The following is an 18,221-nucleotide window of genomic DNA, read 5'->3' as shown; positions in this document are numbered from 1 at the left end:
GGAATTCCTCCTACTTGACCGGATATTTGAAGTAGCGCGCCGAAAACAGCGCGAAGATGCGCATCATCAGCCAGGAGATCACGAAATAGAAAACCGTGACGGTGAAGTAGACCTCGAAGCTGCGGAAGCTCTCCGACTCGATGCGCTGCGAAACGGAAGTCAGCTCGTAGGCCGAAATCGCCGATGCAATACTGGTGGTCAGCGTCAACAGGACAAACTGGCTGGTCAAAGACGGATAGATCGCCCGCAGTGCCGGCTTGAGGATGATCAGCCGGAAAACCTGAGCCTTGTGCAGACCAAGCGCCAGACCCGCTTCCATCTGTCCCTTCGGGATCGACTGGACGCCGCCGCGAATGATCTCGATCGCGTAGGCGCCGCCGTTGATGCCGAGCGCGATAATCGCCGTCGGTGTCGGATCCAGCCTGATGCCTGTCAGCGGAAGCGCGAAGTAGATGAAGAAGATCTGCACCAGAAACGGCGTGTTGCGGATCAACTCGACGAAGGCGATAACCAGCCATCGCGCCGGCTTCAGGGCAGAGTCGCGCAAAGCAACGCCGCCAATTCCGATGATGATCGCCAGCAGCATCCCACAAATGGCAAGCAAGAAAGTCCCGAGGCAGCCGAGCAGAAGGCTCGGCAGGCCATCTATGACCGGGGTGAAATCCAACTTATAATTCATGGCGATCCTTCTGGTCCGTCTTCCTGAAAATTCAGTCCCGCTTGACCATTCCAGCCATTGCCTGGATAGCCAGTTCGTAGCCGTCGGCTCCAAAACCGATCATGATCGCCGTGGCAACGCTTGAGATCAGCGAATTGTGGTAGATGCTTTCGCGTGCATGGACATTGGAGATGTGCAGTTCGATCTTCGGCGGGTCGAACATTTTCAACGCATCGAGAAGAGCGATCGATGTGAACGTGTACCCGGCAGGATTGATTATGATGCCACAGGCGTCGGTCCGGGCCTGGTGCACGCTCTCGACCAGTTCGCCCTCGAAATTGGTCTGGCGGAAGTCGATGGTAAAGCCGAGACTGTCAGCCTTTACGAGGCACTTGTCCCTGATATCGGCCAGCGTCGTCGAACCGTAGATGGCAGGCTCGCGCTCACCGAGCAAGTTCAGGTTCGGTCCGTTGAGCACAAAAATGGTTCTGGTCATGTCGCGCACCTCAAACGGGCCGGGCCATAGGCATGGCGGTTGTGTTGACGGGCATGGCTGCCCGCCTTCATTGGTAAGAGCTTCGTCTGGACGTCAAAATCCCCGCCCCAAGGCGATCGCCGCCTGCCCCTCATCCGGCTGCCGCCACCTTTGCCTGGGTCGAGCCACGGGTCTCGACCCGTCCTCCGGACCCCGCAGGCGGGGAGAAGGGACCATGCCGCAAGCTCTCGGTCCCTCGCGCACTCTTCGCGGGGCACGTCCCCTCTCCCCGTTTTTACGGGGAGAGGGTTAGGGTGAAGGGCAGCTAGCCTTTGCCGTTCGATCAGTTCGCCGCGAACGGAATGCCTTCCAGCGTTTCCGGGAATTCCGGCACCGGAACCTTCATCCACTTGTCGTAGACTGCCTTGAGTTCGCCGTTTGCCTTGATCTTGTCGATGAAGGTGTTGAGCGCCGCATTGATTTCCTTTTCGCCGAGACGCGTGCAAGCACCGTTGTAGAGCTTCTGGAATTCAAGCTTGTTTTCGAATTCACCCGGACGGGCCTTCTCCACCCGGTCCATGTAGAAGATGTTGCCGCCAAGCGTCTCGACCTGGCCGGACACCAACGCCTGGACACTCGCGGCGTCGCCATCATAGCGCCGGATGGTCGTGCTCGGCGGTGCGTTCTTGGTGACCTGCGTGTCCTGGGCAGCCCCCTTGGCGACGCCGACCGTGAACTTGGCCATGTCGTCATTCGTCTTGATCTCAGCCGATTTCGGACCGATCAGAACGATGGCATTGGCAACATAGGGCTTGCTGAACTGCACGGCCTTTGCACGATCCGGCAGCATCGCCATCGTCGCGAAGAGAACGTCGACGCGGCCGGCCGTCAGTGCGGGAATGCGGTTGTTGACTTCAAGCGGCACGAACTCGACCGAAACACCCAGTTCCTTGGCAAACAGCGTCGCGATGTCGGCGTCGAGGCCGTCCTGTTTGCCGCCGCTGGTCACAAAACCCCAAGGCGGGTTGTCACCCTGAATTCCGACGATGATCTTGCCGCGAGCCTTGATTTCATCAGGCGTGATGGCGGCGGCCGGTTGCGCCAGGGTGACGGCAGCCACCAGGGCCGCGGCTCCGAGCATCGCGTTTCGGCGCGTCAGCATAGATTTCAACATGTGATTCCTCCTCCTTTACGGTCATTCGACCGGACAGCCACCTCACCTTTTGACTGTGTGAGGAATGATTGCCAGAGACGAGCGCTCAAATCAACAGAGTTTTTAAAAATCATATGAGAATTTATAATAAGACACGCTATTTGAATTCCTCACGACATTTGCCATAATAGTAGCGAGCGATTTCCAGTGTTCGGCGCTCGTTCAATCTCGTACGGATATCGGAAGGGCTTTGACATGAGGACCTCGATTGCGACTGTAACGATCAGCGGCGAACTTCCGGAGAAGCTCGAGGCGATCGCCCGAGCGGGCTTCGACGGCGTCGAGATCTTTGAAAATGATTTCCTTGCCTTCGACGGAAGCCCGGCCGATGTCGGAAAACTCGTCCGCGACCATGGCCTGGAGATCACCCTGTTTCAGCCGTTCCGTGATTTCGAGGGAATGCCGGAGCCGCTGCGAAGCCGCACGTTTGACCGCGCGGAGCGGAAGTTCGACGTGATGCAGCAGCTTAGAACGGATCTGGTGCTCGTCTGCTCCAACGTCTCGCCGGCCGCTATCGGCGGCATCGACCGTGCGGCGGCGGACTTTCATGAACTTGGCGAGCGTGCTGCCCGGCGGGGACTGAGGGTGGGCTACGAGGCGCTTGCCTGGGGCCGCCATATCAGCGACCACCGCGACGCCTGGGAGATCGTCCGTCGTGCCGATCATCCGAATGTCGGTCTTATCCTCGACAGCTTCCACACTTTGTCGCGCAAGATCGACGTCAATTCGATCCGCTCGATTCCCAAAGAGAAAATCTTCATCGTCCAGCTTGCCGATGCCCCTGATATCGACATGGACCTGCTCTACTGGAGCCGTCACTTCCGAAACATGCCGGGTGAAGGCGATCTTCCCGTCACGGCATTCACCGAAGCCGTCGCGGCGACAGGTTATGACGGGTATTTCTCCCTGGAGATTTTCAACGATCAGTTTCGAGGCGGTTTGTCGCGTGCGATTGCGGCCGATGGCCACCGCTCGCTGCTCTATCTTGGCGACCAGGTACGACGCCATCTCGGCATCGGAAGCATGACCGGGGCGGCGATGCCGGAAAGGCCTTCCGTCAAGGGTGTCGGCTTCGTCGAGTTCGCCACGGACGAACAGGATGAGGTCGAGTTGGTTGCATTGCTGCGCACCCTCGGATTCAAAAGGACGGCAATCCACCGCACGAAAAAGGTCTCGCTTTTCGAGCAGGGCGAGATCCGCATCCTCGTCAATGTTGATCAGGCAGGATTCGCGAACGCCGCCTACGCCGTTCACGGTACTTTTGCCTATGCCATGGCCCTGATCGTCGACGATGCGGCAAAAGCCTATGAGCGTGCGCTCGCCTTGGATGCCGAGCCATTCATCCAACCTGTCGCAGACGGTGAGCTTGAACTGCCTGCCATTCGGGGTGTCGGGGGCGGGATCGTCTATCTCATCGACGACAAGAGCGCATTGGGTCGCTTCTCCGAAATCGACTTTCAGCCGGTCACGGACGACAACGACACGTCGTCAGCAGGCCTTTTGCGCGTTGATCACGTCGCCCAGACGGTTGGCTACGATGAAATGCTCACCTGGCTTCTGTTCTACACGTCCATTTTCGAGACGCGGAAGACGCCGATGGTCGATATCATCGATCCAGCCGGGGTGGTGCGCAGTCAGGTCGTCGAGAACGACACCGGGGCGCTGCGCATCACCATGAACGGCGCCGAAAATCGCCGCACTCTGGCGGGACATTTCATGGCCGAGAAATTCGGGGCCGGCATCCAGCATCTGGCGTTTTCGACCGACGACATCTTTGCAACCGCCGAAAACCTTCGTGTTTGCGGTTTCAGATCGCTGCACATTTCGCCGAACTACTACGACGACGTCGAAGCACGCTTCGGCCTCGATCCTGCATTGACCGAGCGGCTGAAGGCGGAGAACATCCTCTATGACCGCGACGAGCATGGCGAATATTTCCAGCTCTATAGCGGAACCTATGGAGAGGGCTTTTTTTTCGAGATCGTCGAGCGCCGCGGCTACCGCGGCTACGGTGCGCCGAACGCAATTTTCCGGATCGCCGCTCTAAAGAAACAAATGCGACCGGAGGGAATTCCGAAAGATGCCTTTTGAGGTCCTGGTTTAGAGAATGCGGCCGCTCTTCAACACATGTTCTACGCCGCTTTGAACGTGCCGTCTGACGACGTCGGTCGCACCAGCGACGTCGCGCTGAATGGAAAGTTCAAACAAAAGCTTGTGGTCATCGACGACGGGCTTGCCGCGAAAACTTTCGGCCAGCATATGGTAGCGAAGAAAGCGGTCGAAGACGGACGACAATGTCGCCATCAGCGTCGCTGAATTGCAGGCCGAGACGATCGCCTGATGGAACTCCCAGTCGTATCGAACCCAGTCGACCGTCCGCGAGACATCGCCCGCGAGAAGCTTGCGTTCCGCGGCGGCCAGCCTGTGATGGGCGGCGACGATGCGCCCCTCCCATTCAAGATTTCCGGCAGCGAAGGCAAGGCCGATCGCATGCGTTTCCAGAACGATTCGGAGGTCGGCGAGCTCGAGGAGTTCGCGGCGCGAAGCGGGGCTGACTTCGAAACCACGCTGCCCCTCGGCCACAACGAGGTTTTCCGTGGTCAGGCGGCTCAGGATTTCGCGCAGCGATGAAATGCCGATGGAGTAACGTTCTTTTGCCTGCTCCAGCTTGATCTTGGTCCCCGGCGGCAATGTCCCGGATATGATATCCTCGCGGATCTGCCGGAAGACGACATCGCTTACTGTTTCAGCCGGGTCATGGACTTGCTTGAGCATGGCTTTTCCTGGTTCGCCGAAATGCAATTTGCGTAGTGGACCTAAAGCTCGAGAGAAACGTCCGGATCATTTCTATTTCAGCGTTCCTCTTGCCAGCGCATGTTCGACCCCGCCCTGGATATGCAGGACAAGCACCCGCTTGGCCGTCTCTGCGTCACGTCGCAATGCAGCATCCAAAAGCTGCTGATGTTCATTGGCCGCGACATCGCCTCGATAGGACAAGGCAACCATCTGATATCTGAGATATCTGTCGAAGATCACCGAATGCGTCTCCATCAGCAGTTTCGATCCACAGGCGGATATCAGCGCTTGGTGGAACTCCCAATCGTAGCGCTTCCAGTCCTCGGCCCTGCTGGTATCGCCGGAGGCCATCACCTGTTCCATCCGCGCCAATTTGTAATGCGCCGATACCAGGGGAGCCTCCCACTCCACGTCGCCATGCACGAAGGACTGCTCCAGCGCATGTGTTTCCAGCAGAAGCCTCAGCGCCGCTGTCTCCTTGAGGTCTGAAACCGATACCGGGGACACTTCGAAACCTTTCTGCCCCTCGGCGAGGACAAGCCCCTCGGAGGACAGCCGGTTCAGCACTTCCCGAAGTGTGCTGATACTGGTCTCGTAGGACTCCTTCAGGCTTTCCAGCTTCAACTTTTGTGCGGGAGCCAGCCTGCCAAAAATGATGTCGGCCCGAATGCGCCTGTAGCTGCTCTCGGCAATGGTCTCGTTGATAACCGGCTGCAGCATGGCGAGTCTCTTATATTTCCTGTATCGTCGGATATATCTCTTTTTGGCATTCTCAATCAAGGAAACATTCGCAGAAGAGGAACCCCACTTTTCTCATATGATGCAGGTTTTCCCGGAGAACGCGGGAGAGGTCGGGTCGGCAGGGCCTGACCACAATAACGTGCCCATGCTGTCGGGCCGGGCACTTTGGCGCCGGCTTTCGTGCTGCTCTTAAAATTGGACTTTCGGCTAAACTTGGCGGCAATTGTTTTTTCAATCGCGCGCAACCATCTAATAGGCATGACTTACGGGAAAATGTCCCCACCCTCAGCAGCGCGTTTACCGAAAACCAACCATACTGGCTTGCTTTCCGAGCCGAAAGCCGATTGCTTAGGAAAATCTACTTCTTCTTCCGCTAGCGGTTGGGAGAATACAAAGGGGAACAGACAAACCCGTGGAATTCTGCTGCTTCGCATCGAGACGAACTATGACTACGATGGCGATGCGGGAAGGCCGGTTTGAAGAACGATGACGACAGAACTGTTTCAGGTAAAATTTTGGGGCGTCCGCGGCAGTATTCCCGTGTCAGGCCCCGAGTTCGATCGCTACGGCGGTAACACTTCCTGCATCGAGATTCGCTGCGGAGAACATAGGATGATCTTCGACGCAGGCTCCGGCCTGCGCGAGGCCGGGCTTTCGATGCTCGCCGACAGCGTCAGCGACGTCGACCTCTTTTTCAGCCACTGCCATTACGATCACATCATCGGCCTGCCTTTCTTCAAGGCAATCTATTATCCGTCGATTAACGTCAACATCTGGTCCGGGCATCTCGATGGCAAGATGAGCACGCGGGAAATGGTCGAGCAGTTCATCAGCCCGCCCTGGTTTCCCGTCAAGACCGACATCTGTCAGGCGACGATGAACTTCCGCGATTTCCATGCCGGTCAGGTGTTGAACCCCCACGCGGGCATCGAGATCAAGACCTTCATGCTGAACCATCCGGGCGGCGCCATCGGCTACCGCATCGAATGGCAGGGTCGTTCGGTCGCTCTCGTCTATGACATCGAGCATACTCCCGGCAGCTATGATCCGGTCTCGCTGGAGATGATGCGGGACGCCGATCTCGTCGTCTACGACTGCACCTACAATGAAGACGAGATGCAGCGTTTCAAGGGCTTCGGCCATTCGACCTGGCAGCATGGCACCGAGCTTGCGAAAATGGCAGGCACCAAGCGCTTCGCGCTGTTCCACCACGCCCCTTCCCGCACCGACGAACAACTGGCGCAGATGGAAACTCAGGCGCAGGCCGCCTTCCCCGAATCTTTTGCCGCCCGCGACAATCAGACCGTGGTGATCTAGCAGGCTGCCGAAGGTTCTCTGACAGGTGGGCATACGTCGAACTGAGCATTCCCGTGTCGTCAACGGAACAGATGCCGGGCCGGGTCGTTTCCCCGGCAGCGCAAAATCATCGAGACAGGCATCCGTCATGATCGTGCTTTCCGAAAAGTGTCTCTGCGGGCAGGTGCGCATTTCCGTCCGAGGCGAACCTTTACGCGTTGGGATCTGTCATTGCACGGACTGTCGGCAGGAAAGCGGTTCGGCCTTTACCTTCTATGGGATCTGGCCCGCCGGCCAATTCGAACATTCAGGGGAAACCGCCGCATTCCAAGGTCGGCATTTCTGCACAAGTTGCGGTTCGCGCCTGTTTTCCGCCGATGACCAGGAGGCGGAAATCAAGCTTGGCATCCTCTCCGAGGCCCCGACGCCTCTGGTGCCGAGCTACGAACTCTGGATCAAACGCCGCGAGCCGTGGCTGCGACCGGTGGAAGGCGCCGAGCAGTATGACGAAGACCGAAAGTGAAGAACGGTTCTGAGGAGCTTCCCGATGGTCACTCTCGTCCGACATCGCTGGATGACGGTTGCAGGCGTCGAGACTTTTTACCGCGAGGCCGGCCGGGAAGATGCGCCGGTCTTGTTGCTGCCGCACGGATATCCCTGCTCATCCTATGAGTTTCGCAATCTCATGCCGCGCCTTGCCGACCGTTGGCGCCTTATTGCGCCGGATTTCCCGGGTGCGGGCTACAGCGGCACCCCCGACAATTTCGACTACAGTTTCGATGGATACGCTGCCTGGCTGGAGGCCTTTGTCGCTGCGATGAATGTCGACCGGTTCGTCCTCTACCTCCACGATTTCGGCTCGCCGATCGGTGCCCGGTTGGCGATCAGAGCCCCACAGCACATCGCGGGGCTGATCATCCAGAATGGCGATATCCCCTATGAAGATGCCCTTGGACCGAAATATGCGGATATCGAGGCGACATGGACGCTTCCGAGATCGGAGATGAGGAAGGTGCTGGCGGAGGCGATCAGCGAAGCGGCTTTCAAGGAGGAATTCCTCAACGATCTGCCGCCTCCTCTGGCCGCTACGATCCCGCCCGATCTCTGGAAGCTGCATTGGTCGCTGATCACCCCGAAGCGCAAGGAACTCGCCGTAGACCTGATCGCCGGACTGAAGGAGAACCGGGCCTGGTTTCCGGAACACCGCAAATACCTCAACGAATACCGGCCGCCCACCTTGATCGTCTGGGGGCCGAACGACCACTACATGCCGGAAAAATCGGCTCGGGCCTATCTGCGCGATCTGCCGGATGCCGAACTCCATCTGCTCGGCGGTGGACACTGGCTGCTCGAGACGCATCTCGATGATGTCGTGGCACTCATGCGCGAGTTCCTTGAACGGGTTCACGCGCCTGAGCCTTGAGAAGTGCCGACGCCGGCGACCAGCGGACGGCGGGATGCCGGGCTGTCGTCGCAAACAAGGCTGACAGAAAATCCCATGCGGCCGCGTCATGCACCAGATGGTGCGAGAGCACGCCGATGGGCTCGTCGCTGCCGGTAAATCGGTCGCCAAGCTCCGCCACCAGCTCGGCCACCAATTCCCCCGCGCTCCGTCCGCCGCGCGTGCCGTGCCAGTCGATGATGTCGATATGGGTGTTGAGCAGCGGCATCGGCCCATCCTGCTTTGCCCGCCCATAGACTGAAAGGGCAGCAAATCCGAGGCCGGGCAGCGCCGGGATGAGGGCCGCATCGATCCGGTTCCACGGCGGCACCAGCACTGGCAGGAAGCGAGCCGGATGCAGCCGCTCCAGCAACCGGAACCCTTCACCCAATTCGCCGAGCACGGCCTCCGCCGCCCGTTCGCCACCGAGTTCCTGCTTCTTCCGCTCCGGCCCCGCATGGTTCGTATGAGACCAGCCATGGACCGCGACCGCGACGCCCGCCTCCTCCGCCAGCCGCACGGCCAAGGCTTCGCCGGTCAGGCCGGGAATGACGGCAAGCGCCAGCGGCACCCCGCTTTCGCCAGTCAGCGCCAGCAGCGTCTCCAGATCAGGCGTCGGCTCTACCGCATCGTCGTCCCGCAGCCACAAGCGCGCCACGCGGCCGGCGGCCTGCCAGCGGTCGAGCTCGCGGCGCAGCGGCTCCCAGGCTATCCCGTCGGTCATCACGTCACTCCTGTTGCTGCATTGTCCCGCAAAATTCCGTTCAATACCTGCGCCGCCATCGCAAGCGAGCGCTGACCGAGCACGAAGCGCCGCGCCGCCTGCCCCATGGCGTCACGCCTTTGCCTGTCGTCAAGCAGGGCAGCCACGGCCTCGGCATAGGCGGCGACATCGCCATCCGGTGTCAGCAGACCGGTCACGCCAGCCTCGACCACCGCGGGCACGCCTGCCGTTTCCTGCGCGACGGCGGGCAGGCCGGCGGCCTGGGCCTCCAGATAGGCAAGGCCGTAAGCCTCGCCGCAGCCAGGCCAGACATAGATGCCGCCGCGTCCGAGCAATTCGGCGATCTCGACGGCATTGCGCTCGCCCAGCCATTCGATGCGGCCGGGAAGATCGGCAAACAGCGCCTGCACCTCCTGGTGCATCGGACCGTCGCCGATGACGGCAAGCGTCCAGGGCCGGTCTTCGATCAGCCGCAATGCTGTTGCGAGCATCGCATAACTGTCCATCTTGTCGCCGGCCCGCATCATCGCGACCGTCATCAGCCGGCGCGGATCGGGTACCGGCGACGCCTTTTCGAAGAGCGCCGTGTCGATGAAGGGTTTCAGCCCGGCAAGCCGCGCTTGCGGAAAGGCGGCTGCAAGCCCAGCCTGATCGCGCTCGGTGAAGCTGATATTGACCGCCGCCTGCATGATCGCCTCGCCCACGCGCTTCTGGGTAGCGGCCCAGCCGGTCCGGTCGCGTTTTGCCGCGTAGGAGGCTTCGGCGGTGACATAGGGAACGGCGAATTCGGCAGAGATAGCAGGCCCGAACGGATCCGGCGATTTGTAATAGGGGTGATAGCAGAACCAGAGTTCCGGCCGCGGCGCGGATTGCCATGTCAGCCGCAGCCGCTCCAGTTCGGCGCCGGTGGCGGGCTCGAGCGCGGCTGCCGCCTCCGGTGTAGACACATAAGTGCGGAATTCGGAGGCGACGTCGACCTGATGCCCGCCAAGCTCCAGCGCCCGGATCAACAGCCGCGCCATCAGCCGGTCGCCTGAGGGCACCGGATGGTTCGGCGATTTCATCGGCGCGTAGAAAGCCACCCGCATTGGGACACCTCAGGTAAGACACACTGTTTACAACTTTCGCGCCTGTCGGGAAAATTCCGCTATTGTCCCTTTGCCGAAAACTTGCGCATAAGCATATGGAATGTGATCGCGATCGAAGCAATTCCGCCTCTTTCCCAATCTCTATGGGCCTGCGGTTACATCGACAAGAACGGGAATGAATGACGACGGTCTCGGCCACAGGGATTTTTTCGGAGCGTACGATCAGAAGGGCGAGGCTCGGTTCCGGCCTCGTCATTTTCATCTTCGTCCTGCTGCATTTGTCGAACCATGCGATTGGCCTGATTTCCGTCGCCGCTGCCGATAAGGCCGCCCATCTCTTTCTGGCGATCTGGCGCAATCCTCTGGGGACCGCCATCTTCTATTCGTCGGTGCTCATCCATATCGCGCTGGTGCTGCGCGCCATCTATATGCGCCGCAGCCTGGTCATGCCGAAGGGGGAAATGGCGCAGATCGTGCTCGGCCTGATGATCCCGCTGCTTCTGCTCGATCATGTCATTGGCACGCGCATCGCCCACGAGTTCTACGGCTACATCGATGATTACGAAACGGTCGTCGGTTCGCTGTGGATCAGGTCTCCGGCGAATGGCGCGCGGCAGGCGCTTGCCCTCGTCGCCGTCTGGATCCACGGCTGCATCGGCATCCATTTCTGGCTGCGCTACCGCTCCTGGTACTCAGACTTCGCACCGCTCATGCTGGCGCTCGCCATCCTCGTGCCGGTGCTCGCGCTGCTGGGCTTCGTCGAAATGGGCCGGACGCTCGCCGACCCTTCCTACCAGCAGTCAATGACGGTCAGCACTTACAAGGAGGGCGTCAACACCCGTTACGCCTCGAATCCGGAAGTTCACCGTCAGATCGCCATGATCCGCGCCGGGCTCTACGGCGCCTTCTCGGCCTCGCTGCTCATCGTCGTCGCCGCCCGCGCCCGGCGCAAGCTGAAGGAGCGGCTCGACCAGGTCTCCGTGCATTATCCAGGCGGCGAGGTGATCCGTGTGCCGCGCGGCTTCTCGGTGCTGGAAGCGAGCCGGCTCGGCGGCCTGCCGCATTATTCCGTCTGCGGCGGCAAGGGCCAGTGTTCCACCTGCCGCGTGCAGATCCTCGGCGATTACGAAAGCCTGCCTGCCCCCGACAAGATGGAGCAAACGACGCTGAAACGCATCAATGCCGGCCCGGATGTCCGGCTCGCCTGCCAGCTTCGCCCGAACCGCGACGTTGCCGTCGCGCCGCTTCTCGTGCCGGCGATCGAGGCTGCCCTTCCCGCCAACAGCCAGGAGACGAGCCCCGGCCGCGAGCGCGAGATCGCCGTGCTCTTCGTCGATATCCGCCATTTCACCACGCTGACGGAAACCCGCCTGCCCTTCGACGTCGTCTTCCTGCTGAACCGCTATTTCGCCATCATCGGCAAGGCGGTGGAGCAGTCGGGCGGGCGGCTCGACAAGTTCATCGGCGACGGCGCCATGGCGCTCTTCGGGCTCAACACCGCGCCGGAGGAAGCCTGCCGCCAGGCGCTCGCCGCGGCAGCTGCGATCGTCGCCGAGATCGAGAAACTCGCCGCCGAGCTGGCCGACGAACTGGCACTGCCGCTGCGCATCGCAATCGGCATTCACACCGGCCCGGCCGTCGTCGGCACGATGGGATATGGCCGGGTGCGCAGCATGACGGCGATCGGCGATACCGTGAATGTTGCGAGCCGGTTGGAAAGCGCTGCCAAGGAGTTCGAAGCGGCGATCGTCATCTCCGAACCGGTGGCAAACCTTTCGGGTGCTGATCTTTCCGGCATCGAAAGCCGTGAAATCAGTGTGCGCGGCCGGGCCCTGCCCTTGAAAGTCTACGTCATTCCGAGAGAGAAAGCGGCAGAACCGCTCGAAGGAAAAACCTGATGCCCGGCAAGCCCTGGCTGACCGCCAAATACTGGAGCCGCCGGCTGCGCAAGGCGCGCAATGCCGCCGCTTCGCGCTTCTTCGACACCCGCTTCGGCCGCCGCCTGCTGATCGAGAATATCGGCCCGCGCGTCGTCTCGATGACGGTCGATGCCGGCGACCACCTGATGACCTTCTCGCCCGCCGACTATATCGGTCGCAAGGTGTTCCGGAAGGGCCATTTCGAGCGCGAGGCCGTCGACCGGCTGATCGTCATCCTGCGCGAGCGCGGCCTCTTGCGAAAGGACGCGACGCTGCTCGAGATCGGCGGCAATATCGGCACCCAGACCGTCTATTTCGCCCTCAGCGACACCTACATCAAGATCATCAGCATCGAGCCCGATCCGCGCAATTTCCCGCTCCTTGCCCTCAATATTCGCCAGAATCGGCTGGAGGAGAAGGTCCGCCTCGTCAACTGCGCCGCCGGCGAGCACGAAGGCGAGATCGACTTTTTCCTCAACCTCAACAATCACGGCAAGAGCAGCGCCATCCGCCAGAGCCCCAGCGACAGGAAGATCAGCGTGCCGGTGAAGCCGGTTTCCGAAATCCTTGCCGGACTTTCGGTCGATCCGGTCTCAATCGGCCTGGTCTGGATGGATATCGAGGGCTACGAGCCGGTCGCCTGCCGCTCGATGCAGCCGCTGCTTGCCCGCCGCGTGCCGCTCTATATGGAGTTCACGCCGCTCTTCTACGGGCGTGAGGGAACGAAAGCCTTCATATCCATGCTCTCAGGCTTCTACGAGGATTGCCTTGTCCTCTTCGAGGACCGCGAGGTGGAGATGAAGGTCCGCGAGTTGCCAGAGGAGTTCGATCAGTACAACGTGCTGTTTTTGCCGTAGGGGCCCTGTGGCCCCCTCATCCGCCTGCCGGAACCTTCTCCCCGCTGGGGAGAAGAGAATTGTGGCAACGCCCCGCTTCAACGTCTGCCTTGGAAAAAAGCGGCAGCGGTTTACTCCCCCTTCTCCCCAGCGGGGAGAAAGTGGCCCGCAGGGTCGGATGGGGGCCACACGGCACGCCTTTCATTATCGGAGCGACGCATTCCGGCGTCAGCGTTCATCACCAGCGTATGGCTGACGCCGGGGCGCCGACCACCTTGTTCGTCGCCGCCATCGATGCCACCCACGAAGTCGGCATCATTGCCACCACTTGGCCCTTTCAAGCAGGACTTTCCGCATCACTTTGTGGTTGTCGGGAACCCGAATCTCAATGGTTTTACTTTTGTTTCCTTTTATTTCCTCTTTACAAACTTCCAACATCGCCGGAATCAATGGCTCGCGAAGATCCAGCATTCCAAGAATGGTTGCAGCCCTCATTGCCGATGCTGGCGTCATGTTGAAACCGCATGCCGATTTGGTGATAGCCCGAAAGGAGTTTGCTGTTGCGGCTGTGCGATCGTCGGCCTGAGCGTGACCTGTGGCAGAAAGTATAAGCGCGACCGCGCCTAGGATAAGAAGCTTCATTATATCATCCCTGAATTACAATCTCTGGACACAATACAAATTCCCGAATTTCCGCAGTCAATGGGCTGCAGTTCAAAACCACGGTTCTTTCACAGTTCGATCGGTAGCCCCTCAAACAAGCTTCTTCGCCTCCGTCCGCGCATGCTCATGATACTTGTTCTCCCGCAGCGTTCCGAAAAGCTTCAAGCTCTCCAGATGCTCGCGCTGGGCGCGGTAGAAGTCGTTGAGGAAAAGCAGCTCCTGGCCGGGCTTCACGGTGTCAGGATACCGGATCCGCCGGGTAATGGTTCGCACGATCTGTTCGATCTCTTTATGGTTGGCTGTCTTCGTCGAGTCGCGAAGCACGTCCTCCAGCGTCTGCAGCTCATATTTGCCGTAGACATCGAGATGTTCCGGCAGGAATTCGAATTCCGCCTGCGACGAGACGGCGGCAGGAGCAGACAGGGCGAGGTCGGCGAGCAGCACGGAACGTGGAGTGTCGACCACCAGGGTGCCGGCAATGATGTCGCCGAGCCTTTGCCGGCGTCGGTTGGTGAAGGGGACGATGACCACCGCCAGAAGCCAGAGGATCGTCAGACCGTTTTCCCAGGCCGACTGGGTGCCAACCGAAGCCAAAAGGCCCATGGGGGCGAAAATCTCCACCTGTTTCATCAGGTTGCGTGCGGTCACCTGGTGCGGCGTCAGCCGCCGTCCGTCCATGTTGATGACGCGGATGCCCGTGATTCTTTTTCCGAGCGTGCGTCCGTTCCAGATGAGCTCCGAGAGGATGTAATAGGGGGTCTGCACCAAAAAACCGAGCATCACCATGAGCATCGCCTCCGCCGTCATGGGCAGCACGCCTGTAAAGAGGATGACGATAGCAACGATGAATATGATGATCGAAGTAAAGACGATGTCGAGGAATTGCGCGCCGAAACGGGTTCCGATCGAGGCAATGGCGAAGGTGATCGGGACGCCCTCCGGCGGGATGAACTGCTCGACGTGGCTGCCGTCCGTCACTGACTGGCTCATCGCATGGCCTCACGCGAAGCCTTGCTTTGGCGGCCTCCAAGCAGCAGCCAACCTACCCAGAAGAGGCCCATCCCCCATCCGATGACGATGCGCCAGAGCGGATCCTGAATCAGCTGGCGCAGGAATCCTTCGATGAAGGCGGCGGCAACGAGCATCAGCGCCGCCAGGATGGCGAGCTTGACGGCATCATGCGCCTGGTGACGCAGAGCTTCCTTTCGCGTTCTGGCACCGGGAAGAAGAACGGCAAGGCCGAGCCTTGCCCCACCCGCGCAGGCAATGGCGATGGCCGCAAGCTCGGTCACGCCGTGGATCGAGAGCCAGGCAAAGACGTCGTAGCCCAGACCCCTCTGATTAAACATCGCGAAGAACGCGCCGAGGATCAGACCATTGTAAAAGGTCAGGATGAAGCTCGGCACCGACACGAAAACGCCGAGGGTGAAGATCAGGATGACGATGGTGGTGTTGTGGGAAAAGAGAAACGCGGAAAATGCGGCCAGCCGGTCGCTGTCATGCCCTTCATCGCCATAGATGGTCGAGCGGAGGTAATCGGTCGAGGCATCAGGCGTGCGCTGGTCGGCCATCTCCGGCGGCACCAAGGTATAGAACCAGCTCGGGTCGTTGGTGCAGAGCCTGTATCCGGCCAGCGCGCCCAAAATGAGCGCCAGGAAGCCGATGAACAAAGGCAGGGCCGAGCGCCGCACCGCCTGGGGAATGCCGTGCGACAGCAGGCGCGACATCAGGCCGCCCAGGCTTTCCTGCGGAGCGTAGACGACGAGATAGGCCCGGGCACAGAGGCTTTCCAGATAGGCGATCAGGGCGCGATCGAGAGAAATATCGCGCGCCACGCTCAACGAGTTCATCGCCTGCCTGTATCCGGTGGCGAGATTGCGGACTTCGTCATAGCCGAGCGTGGCCGCGCCCCCTTTCTCGGCACGCGTCACGAGTTCGTCCAGTTGACGCCAGTGCGCCTCGCGTTCCAGCCGGAAACGGGCCGAGCGAAGCGTATCGTTGTGGCTGGCGCTGACATTGACTGTCGCGCCCTTGTCCATCCTGCCGTCGATACCGATATCCATCATATCATCTCACGGGATTTGATTTCGATGTAGCGCGCAATGAGATCCGAGGTCAGTGCCTCGGGCGTGCTGTCGAGGCAAAGCACGCCGAGACGCGCCAGCTTTTCCATGACGGCGCGCCTCTCCTGAAGGATCTGGCGCGCCGCAACCGAGCGAGCGACGGCATCGAGCGTCGTTTCCTCAGGTTCGATGAGCTTCGCGAGCATCGGATCGCGCAAGGCGACATAGACGACGAAGTGATGCCGGGCGAGCACCTGTATGTTCTCGATCATCAGCTCCGCCGTAATGGTGTCGACGAAATCGGAGAATATCACAATCAGCGACCGTCGCTTCAGGCGTCCCGACAGGTGGGTCAGTCCCAATGTATGGTTAGTCTCCTGGGTTTCGTAGCGCAGCCCGGCGCACACCGCCTGCAGCCGCGGAAAGGCCGCTCGTCCGGGCAAGGCCGGCACAAACAGGCGCGGACGACTGTCGAAGCTGTAGAAGCCGACGAGATCGCCGGCGAGGCCTGCGCCCCAGCACATGGCGAGCGCCGCATTGATGGCGCGATCGAGCTTCGTGAAGCCGGCAAGCTGTTCGGCCATCAGCCGTCCGGAATCGACGCAGAGGATGATCTGGTGGTTTCGCTCGGCCCGCATCTCGCGCACGACGAGGCTGCGCATGCGCGCCGACCGCTTCCAATCAATGCTGCGCGGATCCATGCCGCTTACAAATTCGCGCAGCTGGTGGAACTCCGATCCCTCGCCACGCAACCGCAAATCCTTCTGGCCGGCCTCCAGCGGCAGGATCTGGGTCTTGATCGCTCCCGACAGCACCGGCGATATGTCGGGCTGGACGGCGATCTCTTTTCCGACGGGCATCGTCGCGATCATCTCGAGCAGCTTCAACCGCGATGGCCACTTCAGCCACAGCTCGTTGACCGCGTATCGTCCTCGCCGGGTCAGATGAAGGTCCAGAGAAGCCTTGACCTCCGCTTTTCCGACACCCGATGCAGGGTTGAGCCACCTGATTTCGTCGACGATAAGTTCGGGAGCGAGATCGAGCCGGATTTCGATTTTCTGAGGCAGCGCGCGCTTCTGCGGCCGTATGCCGACCGTAAACGCGGTGGTGTGGCCGACAAAGCCTTGCGGCGGCAGATCGAAATCGATCGTCATCCTGCCCGCCAGGTTGGAGATGACCAGATCGGCGACCGTCAGGGCTGCAAGCGCAAGCCACATGAGGAGCAAGAGGTAGCTCATGTCGCGCCACCACACGCTAGTGAAGACGGTCACCGCGGCGGATATCAGAACGAGCGCGATCAGAGTGGAGGATGGCCGCATTTAACGGGGCGCATCCACGCGGTTCATGATATTGCGCAGCACCTCGTCCGGCGTGCGCCCGTCAATTTCCGCCGAGGGCGAAAGCACGATGCGATGGCGCAAGGCAGGCACCAGCAGCGCCTGGACATCATCCGGCAAGCCGTAATCCCTTCCCTCGAAAGCCGCGCGCACGCGCACTGCCGATGCAACAGCGTCGGCCGCGCGGGTCGACGCGCCGTAGAGAATGTCGGGATCAGAGCGCGTGGCGCGCACCAGGTCGACGATATAGGTCAGGATCGTGTTGTCCAGATGGATCGCATCGATCAGCGCCCGCCCCTCGGCAAGTGCGGCACTCGTGACAAGCGGACGGATGCCGGCATTGCGCAGGTCTGATTTCAGCGCCTGCGTCGCGTGTTTGGAGAGGATGGCAATTTCCGTATCGCGGCTGGGAAAATCGACGACAAGCTTGAACAGGAAGCGATCGAGCTGTGCTTCGGGCAGAGGATAGGTGCCCTGCTGCTCGATCGGGTTTTGCGTGGCAAGCACGAAGAAATCCGGCCCCAGGGAATAATCGGTCCCGTCAAGCGTGACCATTCGCTCGTTCATCGCCTGCAGCAGAGCCGATTGCGTCTTCGGGGGCGCGCGATTGATCTCGTCGGCGAGAAGAATGTCGGTAAAGACCGGGCCCTTGGTCAGGTGGAATTGATTTGTCTGGAAATTGAAGAGATTGACGCCCAGAACATCGCCGGGCATCAGGTCTGGCGTGAACTGGATGCGTCTATATTGCAGCGCCATGGCGGCGGAGACCGACCGGGCAAGCAAGGTTTTGGCCGTGCCGGGCGGACCTTCGACCAGGCAATGTCCGCCGGCAAAGATCGAGATCAGGACGAGATCGATGATCGCATCCTGCCCCTGCACCGCTTTGCCGATTTCGCCACGAACCGCAGCGATAAGAGTGCGAAATTCACCTAGATCCAAGGTCAGTGCTCCCTCGAGCATGATGCCGAAAA

Annotated in this window: 18 protein-coding genes; 6 read left to right on the top strand and 12 right to left on the bottom strand. The window is 60.4% G+C overall.

Annotated elements, in window-relative coordinates:
- Window positions 1–10: 10 nt before the first annotated feature.
- The 3 genes from V8P77_RS09115 to V8P77_RS09105 form a co-directional block, all read right to left on the bottom strand.
- Window positions 11–679 (bottom strand): amino acid ABC transporter permease, encoded by a 669-nt coding sequence (locus V8P77_RS09115; RefSeq protein WP_017991876.1) that lies wholly within the window; start codon window positions 677–679, stop codon window positions 11–13.
- 31 nt (window positions 680–710) lie between these two features.
- Entirely contained in the window at window positions 711–1,154 is a 444-nt protein-coding gene (locus V8P77_RS09110) for a type II 3-dehydroquinate dehydratase (protein ID WP_335911909.1), read from the bottom strand.
- 322 nt (window positions 1,155–1,476) lie between these two features.
- The gene (locus V8P77_RS09105) at window positions 1,477–2,307 is read right to left on the bottom strand and encodes a transporter substrate-binding domain-containing protein (RefSeq protein WP_335911907.1); all 831 of its coding nucleotides are present in this window, start codon (window positions 2,305–2,307) and stop codon (window positions 1,477–1,479) included.
- A gap of 234 nt (window positions 2,308–2,541) precedes the next feature.
- Between V8P77_RS09105 and V8P77_RS09100 the strand changes: the two genes are divergently transcribed.
- Window positions 2,542–4,437 carry a bifunctional sugar phosphate isomerase/epimerase/4-hydroxyphenylpyruvate dioxygenase family protein gene (locus V8P77_RS09100; protein ID WP_335911906.1) on the top strand — a complete coding sequence of 632 codons (1,896 nt, stop codon included), beginning with the start codon at window positions 2,542–2,544 and terminating at the stop codon, window positions 4,435–4,437.
- 9 nt (window positions 4,438–4,446) lie between these two features.
- On the opposite strand, the gene V8P77_RS09095 is transcribed toward V8P77_RS09100, so the two are convergent.
- The gene (locus V8P77_RS09095) at window positions 4,447–5,121 is read right to left on the bottom strand and encodes a GntR family transcriptional regulator (protein ID WP_335911904.1); all 675 of its coding nucleotides are present in this window, start codon (window positions 5,119–5,121) and stop codon (window positions 4,447–4,449) included.
- Between the two features lie 72 nt (window positions 5,122–5,193).
- Window positions 5,194–5,862: a GntR family transcriptional regulator gene (locus V8P77_RS09090; RefSeq protein WP_335911903.1), complete on the bottom strand. Its 669-nt coding sequence runs from the start codon at window positions 5,860–5,862 to the stop codon at window positions 5,194–5,196.
- 507 nt (window positions 5,863–6,369) lie between these two features.
- Between V8P77_RS09090 and V8P77_RS09085 the strand changes: the two genes are divergently transcribed.
- The 3 genes from V8P77_RS09085 to V8P77_RS09075 all read left to right on the top strand — a co-directional run bounded on the left by V8P77_RS09085 (window position 6,370) and on the right by V8P77_RS09075 (window position 8,602).
- Window positions 6,370–7,200, top strand: a complete 831-nt coding sequence (locus V8P77_RS09085) for an MBL fold metallo-hydrolase (protein ID WP_335911902.1) — start codon at window positions 6,370–6,372, stop codon at window positions 7,198–7,200.
- Between the two features lie 127 nt (window positions 7,201–7,327).
- Window positions 7,328–7,702 carry a GFA family protein gene (locus V8P77_RS09080; protein WP_335911901.1) on the top strand — a complete coding sequence of 125 codons (375 nt, stop codon included), beginning with the start codon at window positions 7,328–7,330 and terminating at the stop codon, window positions 7,700–7,702.
- A 24-nt stretch (window positions 7,703–7,726) separates the two neighbouring features.
- Window positions 7,727–8,602, top strand: a complete 876-nt coding sequence (locus V8P77_RS09075) for an alpha/beta fold hydrolase (protein WP_335911900.1) — start codon at window positions 7,727–7,729, stop codon at window positions 8,600–8,602.
- On the opposite strand, the gene V8P77_RS09070 is transcribed toward V8P77_RS09075, so the two are convergent.
- Entirely contained in the window at window positions 8,559–9,344 is a 786-nt protein-coding gene (locus V8P77_RS09070; RefSeq protein ID WP_335911899.1) for a polysaccharide deacetylase family protein, read from the bottom strand. The genes V8P77_RS09075 and V8P77_RS09070 overlap by 44 nt on opposite strands.
- On the bottom strand, window positions 9,344–10,432 hold the full coding sequence (locus V8P77_RS09065; protein WP_335911897.1) for a glycosyltransferase family 4 protein: 1,089 nt from the start codon (window positions 10,430–10,432) through the stop codon (window positions 9,344–9,346). Before V8P77_RS09065 ends, V8P77_RS09070 begins: the two co-directional genes overlap by 1 nt.
- A gap of 179 nt (window positions 10,433–10,611) precedes the next feature.
- On the opposite strand from V8P77_RS09065, the gene V8P77_RS09060 reads away from it, so the two are divergent.
- Together V8P77_RS09060 and V8P77_RS09055 are read left to right on the top strand one after the other, a co-directional pair.
- Entirely contained in the window at window positions 10,612–12,330 is a 1,719-nt protein-coding gene (locus V8P77_RS09060; protein ID WP_335911896.1) for an adenylate/guanylate cyclase domain-containing protein, read from the top strand.
- Window positions 12,330–13,208: an FkbM family methyltransferase gene (locus V8P77_RS09055; RefSeq protein WP_335911895.1), complete on the top strand. Its 879-nt coding sequence runs from the start codon at window positions 12,330–12,332 to the stop codon at window positions 13,206–13,208. Before V8P77_RS09060 ends, V8P77_RS09055 begins: the two co-directional genes overlap by 1 nt.
- 294 nt (window positions 13,209–13,502) lie before the next feature.
- Here V8P77_RS09055 and V8P77_RS09050 read toward each other — a convergent pair whose 3' ends face one another.
- The 5 genes from V8P77_RS09050 to V8P77_RS09030 all read right to left on the bottom strand — a co-directional run bounded on the left by V8P77_RS09050 (window position 13,503) and on the right by V8P77_RS09030 (window position 18,189).
- Complete coding sequence (locus V8P77_RS09050; RefSeq protein WP_335911893.1) at window positions 13,503–13,829, bottom strand: hypothetical protein; 327 nt, start codon at window positions 13,827–13,829, stop codon at window positions 13,503–13,505.
- 111 nt (window positions 13,830–13,940) lie between these two features.
- The gene (locus V8P77_RS09045; protein ID WP_335911892.1) at window positions 13,941–14,840 is read right to left on the bottom strand and encodes an RDD family protein; all 900 of its coding nucleotides are present in this window, start codon (window positions 14,838–14,840) and stop codon (window positions 13,941–13,943) included.
- Complete coding sequence (locus V8P77_RS09040; protein ID WP_335911891.1) at window positions 14,837–15,913, bottom strand: stage II sporulation protein M; 1,077 nt, start codon at window positions 15,911–15,913, stop codon at window positions 14,837–14,839. The genes V8P77_RS09045 and V8P77_RS09040 overlap by 4 nt, the downstream gene beginning before the upstream one ends.
- The gene (locus V8P77_RS09035) at window positions 15,913–17,232 is read right to left on the bottom strand and encodes a DUF58 domain-containing protein (RefSeq protein WP_335911890.1); all 1,320 of its coding nucleotides are present in this window, start codon (window positions 17,230–17,232) and stop codon (window positions 15,913–15,915) included. The genes V8P77_RS09040 and V8P77_RS09035 overlap by 1 nt, the downstream gene beginning before the upstream one ends.
- Window positions 17,233–18,189 carry an AAA family ATPase gene (locus V8P77_RS09030; RefSeq protein WP_025397722.1) on the bottom strand — a complete coding sequence of 319 codons (957 nt, stop codon included), beginning with the start codon at window positions 18,187–18,189 and terminating at the stop codon, window positions 17,233–17,235.
- Window positions 18,190–18,221 lie beyond the last annotated feature (32 nt).

It is taken from the genome of Rhizobium aouanii (assembly GCF_037002925.1).
Taxonomy (GTDB): domain Bacteria; phylum Pseudomonadota; class Alphaproteobacteria; order Rhizobiales; family Rhizobiaceae; genus Rhizobium; species Rhizobium aouanii.
The sequence above is the reverse complement of the archived record's forward strand: the minus strand, read 5'-3'. Positions and strand labels throughout refer to the sequence as shown.

Bases quoted from the DNA above. Each gene is read 5' to 3' on its own strand.
- V8P77_RS09035 (WP_335911890.1), bottom strand. From the start codon at position 17,232: ATGCGGCCATCCTCCACTCTGATCGCGCTCGTTCTGATATCCGCCGCG.
- V8P77_RS09080 (WP_335911901.1), top strand. From the start codon at position 7,328: ATGATCGTGCTTTCCGAAAAGTGTCTCTGCGGGCAGGTGCGCATTTCC.
- V8P77_RS09115 (WP_017991876.1), bottom strand. From the start codon at position 679: ATGAATTATAAGTTGGATTTCACCCCGGTCATAGATGGCCTGCCGAGC.
- V8P77_RS09090 (WP_335911903.1), bottom strand. From the start codon at position 5,862: ATGCTGCAGCCGGTTATCAACGAGACCATTGCCGAGAGCAGCTACAGG.
- V8P77_RS09075 (WP_335911900.1), top strand. From the start codon at position 7,727: ATGGTCACTCTCGTCCGACATCGCTGGATGACGGTTGCAGGCGTCGAG.
- V8P77_RS09065 (WP_335911897.1), bottom strand. From the start codon at position 10,432: ATGCGGGTGGCTTTCTACGCGCCGATGAAATCGCCGAACCATCCGGTG.
- V8P77_RS09100 (WP_335911906.1), top strand. From the start codon at position 2,542: ATGAGGACCTCGATTGCGACTGTAACGATCAGCGGCGAACTTCCGGAG.
- V8P77_RS09060 (WP_335911896.1), top strand. From the start codon at position 10,612: ATGACGACGGTCTCGGCCACAGGGATTTTTTCGGAGCGTACGATCAGA.
- V8P77_RS09070 (WP_335911899.1), bottom strand. From the start codon at position 9,344: ATGACCGACGGGATAGCCTGGGAGCCGCTGCGCCGCGAGCTCGACCGC.
- V8P77_RS09095 (WP_335911904.1), bottom strand. From the start codon at position 5,121: ATGCTCAAGCAAGTCCATGACCCGGCTGAAACAGTAAGCGATGTCGTC.
- V8P77_RS09085 (WP_335911902.1), top strand. From the start codon at position 6,370: ATGACGACAGAACTGTTTCAGGTAAAATTTTGGGGCGTCCGCGGCAGT.
- V8P77_RS09110 (WP_335911909.1), bottom strand. From the start codon at position 1,154: ATGACCAGAACCATTTTTGTGCTCAACGGACCGAACCTGAACTTGCTC.
- V8P77_RS09040 (WP_335911891.1), bottom strand. From the start codon at position 15,913: ATGGATATCGGTATCGACGGCAGGATGGACAAGGGCGCGACAGTCAAT.
- V8P77_RS09050 (WP_335911893.1), bottom strand. From the start codon at position 13,829: ATGAAGCTTCTTATCCTAGGCGCGGTCGCGCTTATACTTTCTGCCACA.
- V8P77_RS09105 (WP_335911907.1), bottom strand. From the start codon at position 2,307: ATGTTGAAATCTATGCTGACGCGCCGAAACGCGATGCTCGGAGCCGCG.
- V8P77_RS09055 (WP_335911895.1), top strand. From the start codon at position 12,330: ATGCCCGGCAAGCCCTGGCTGACCGCCAAATACTGGAGCCGCCGGCTG.
- V8P77_RS09045 (WP_335911892.1), bottom strand. From the start codon at position 14,840: ATGAGCCAGTCAGTGACGGACGGCAGCCACGTCGAGCAGTTCATCCCG.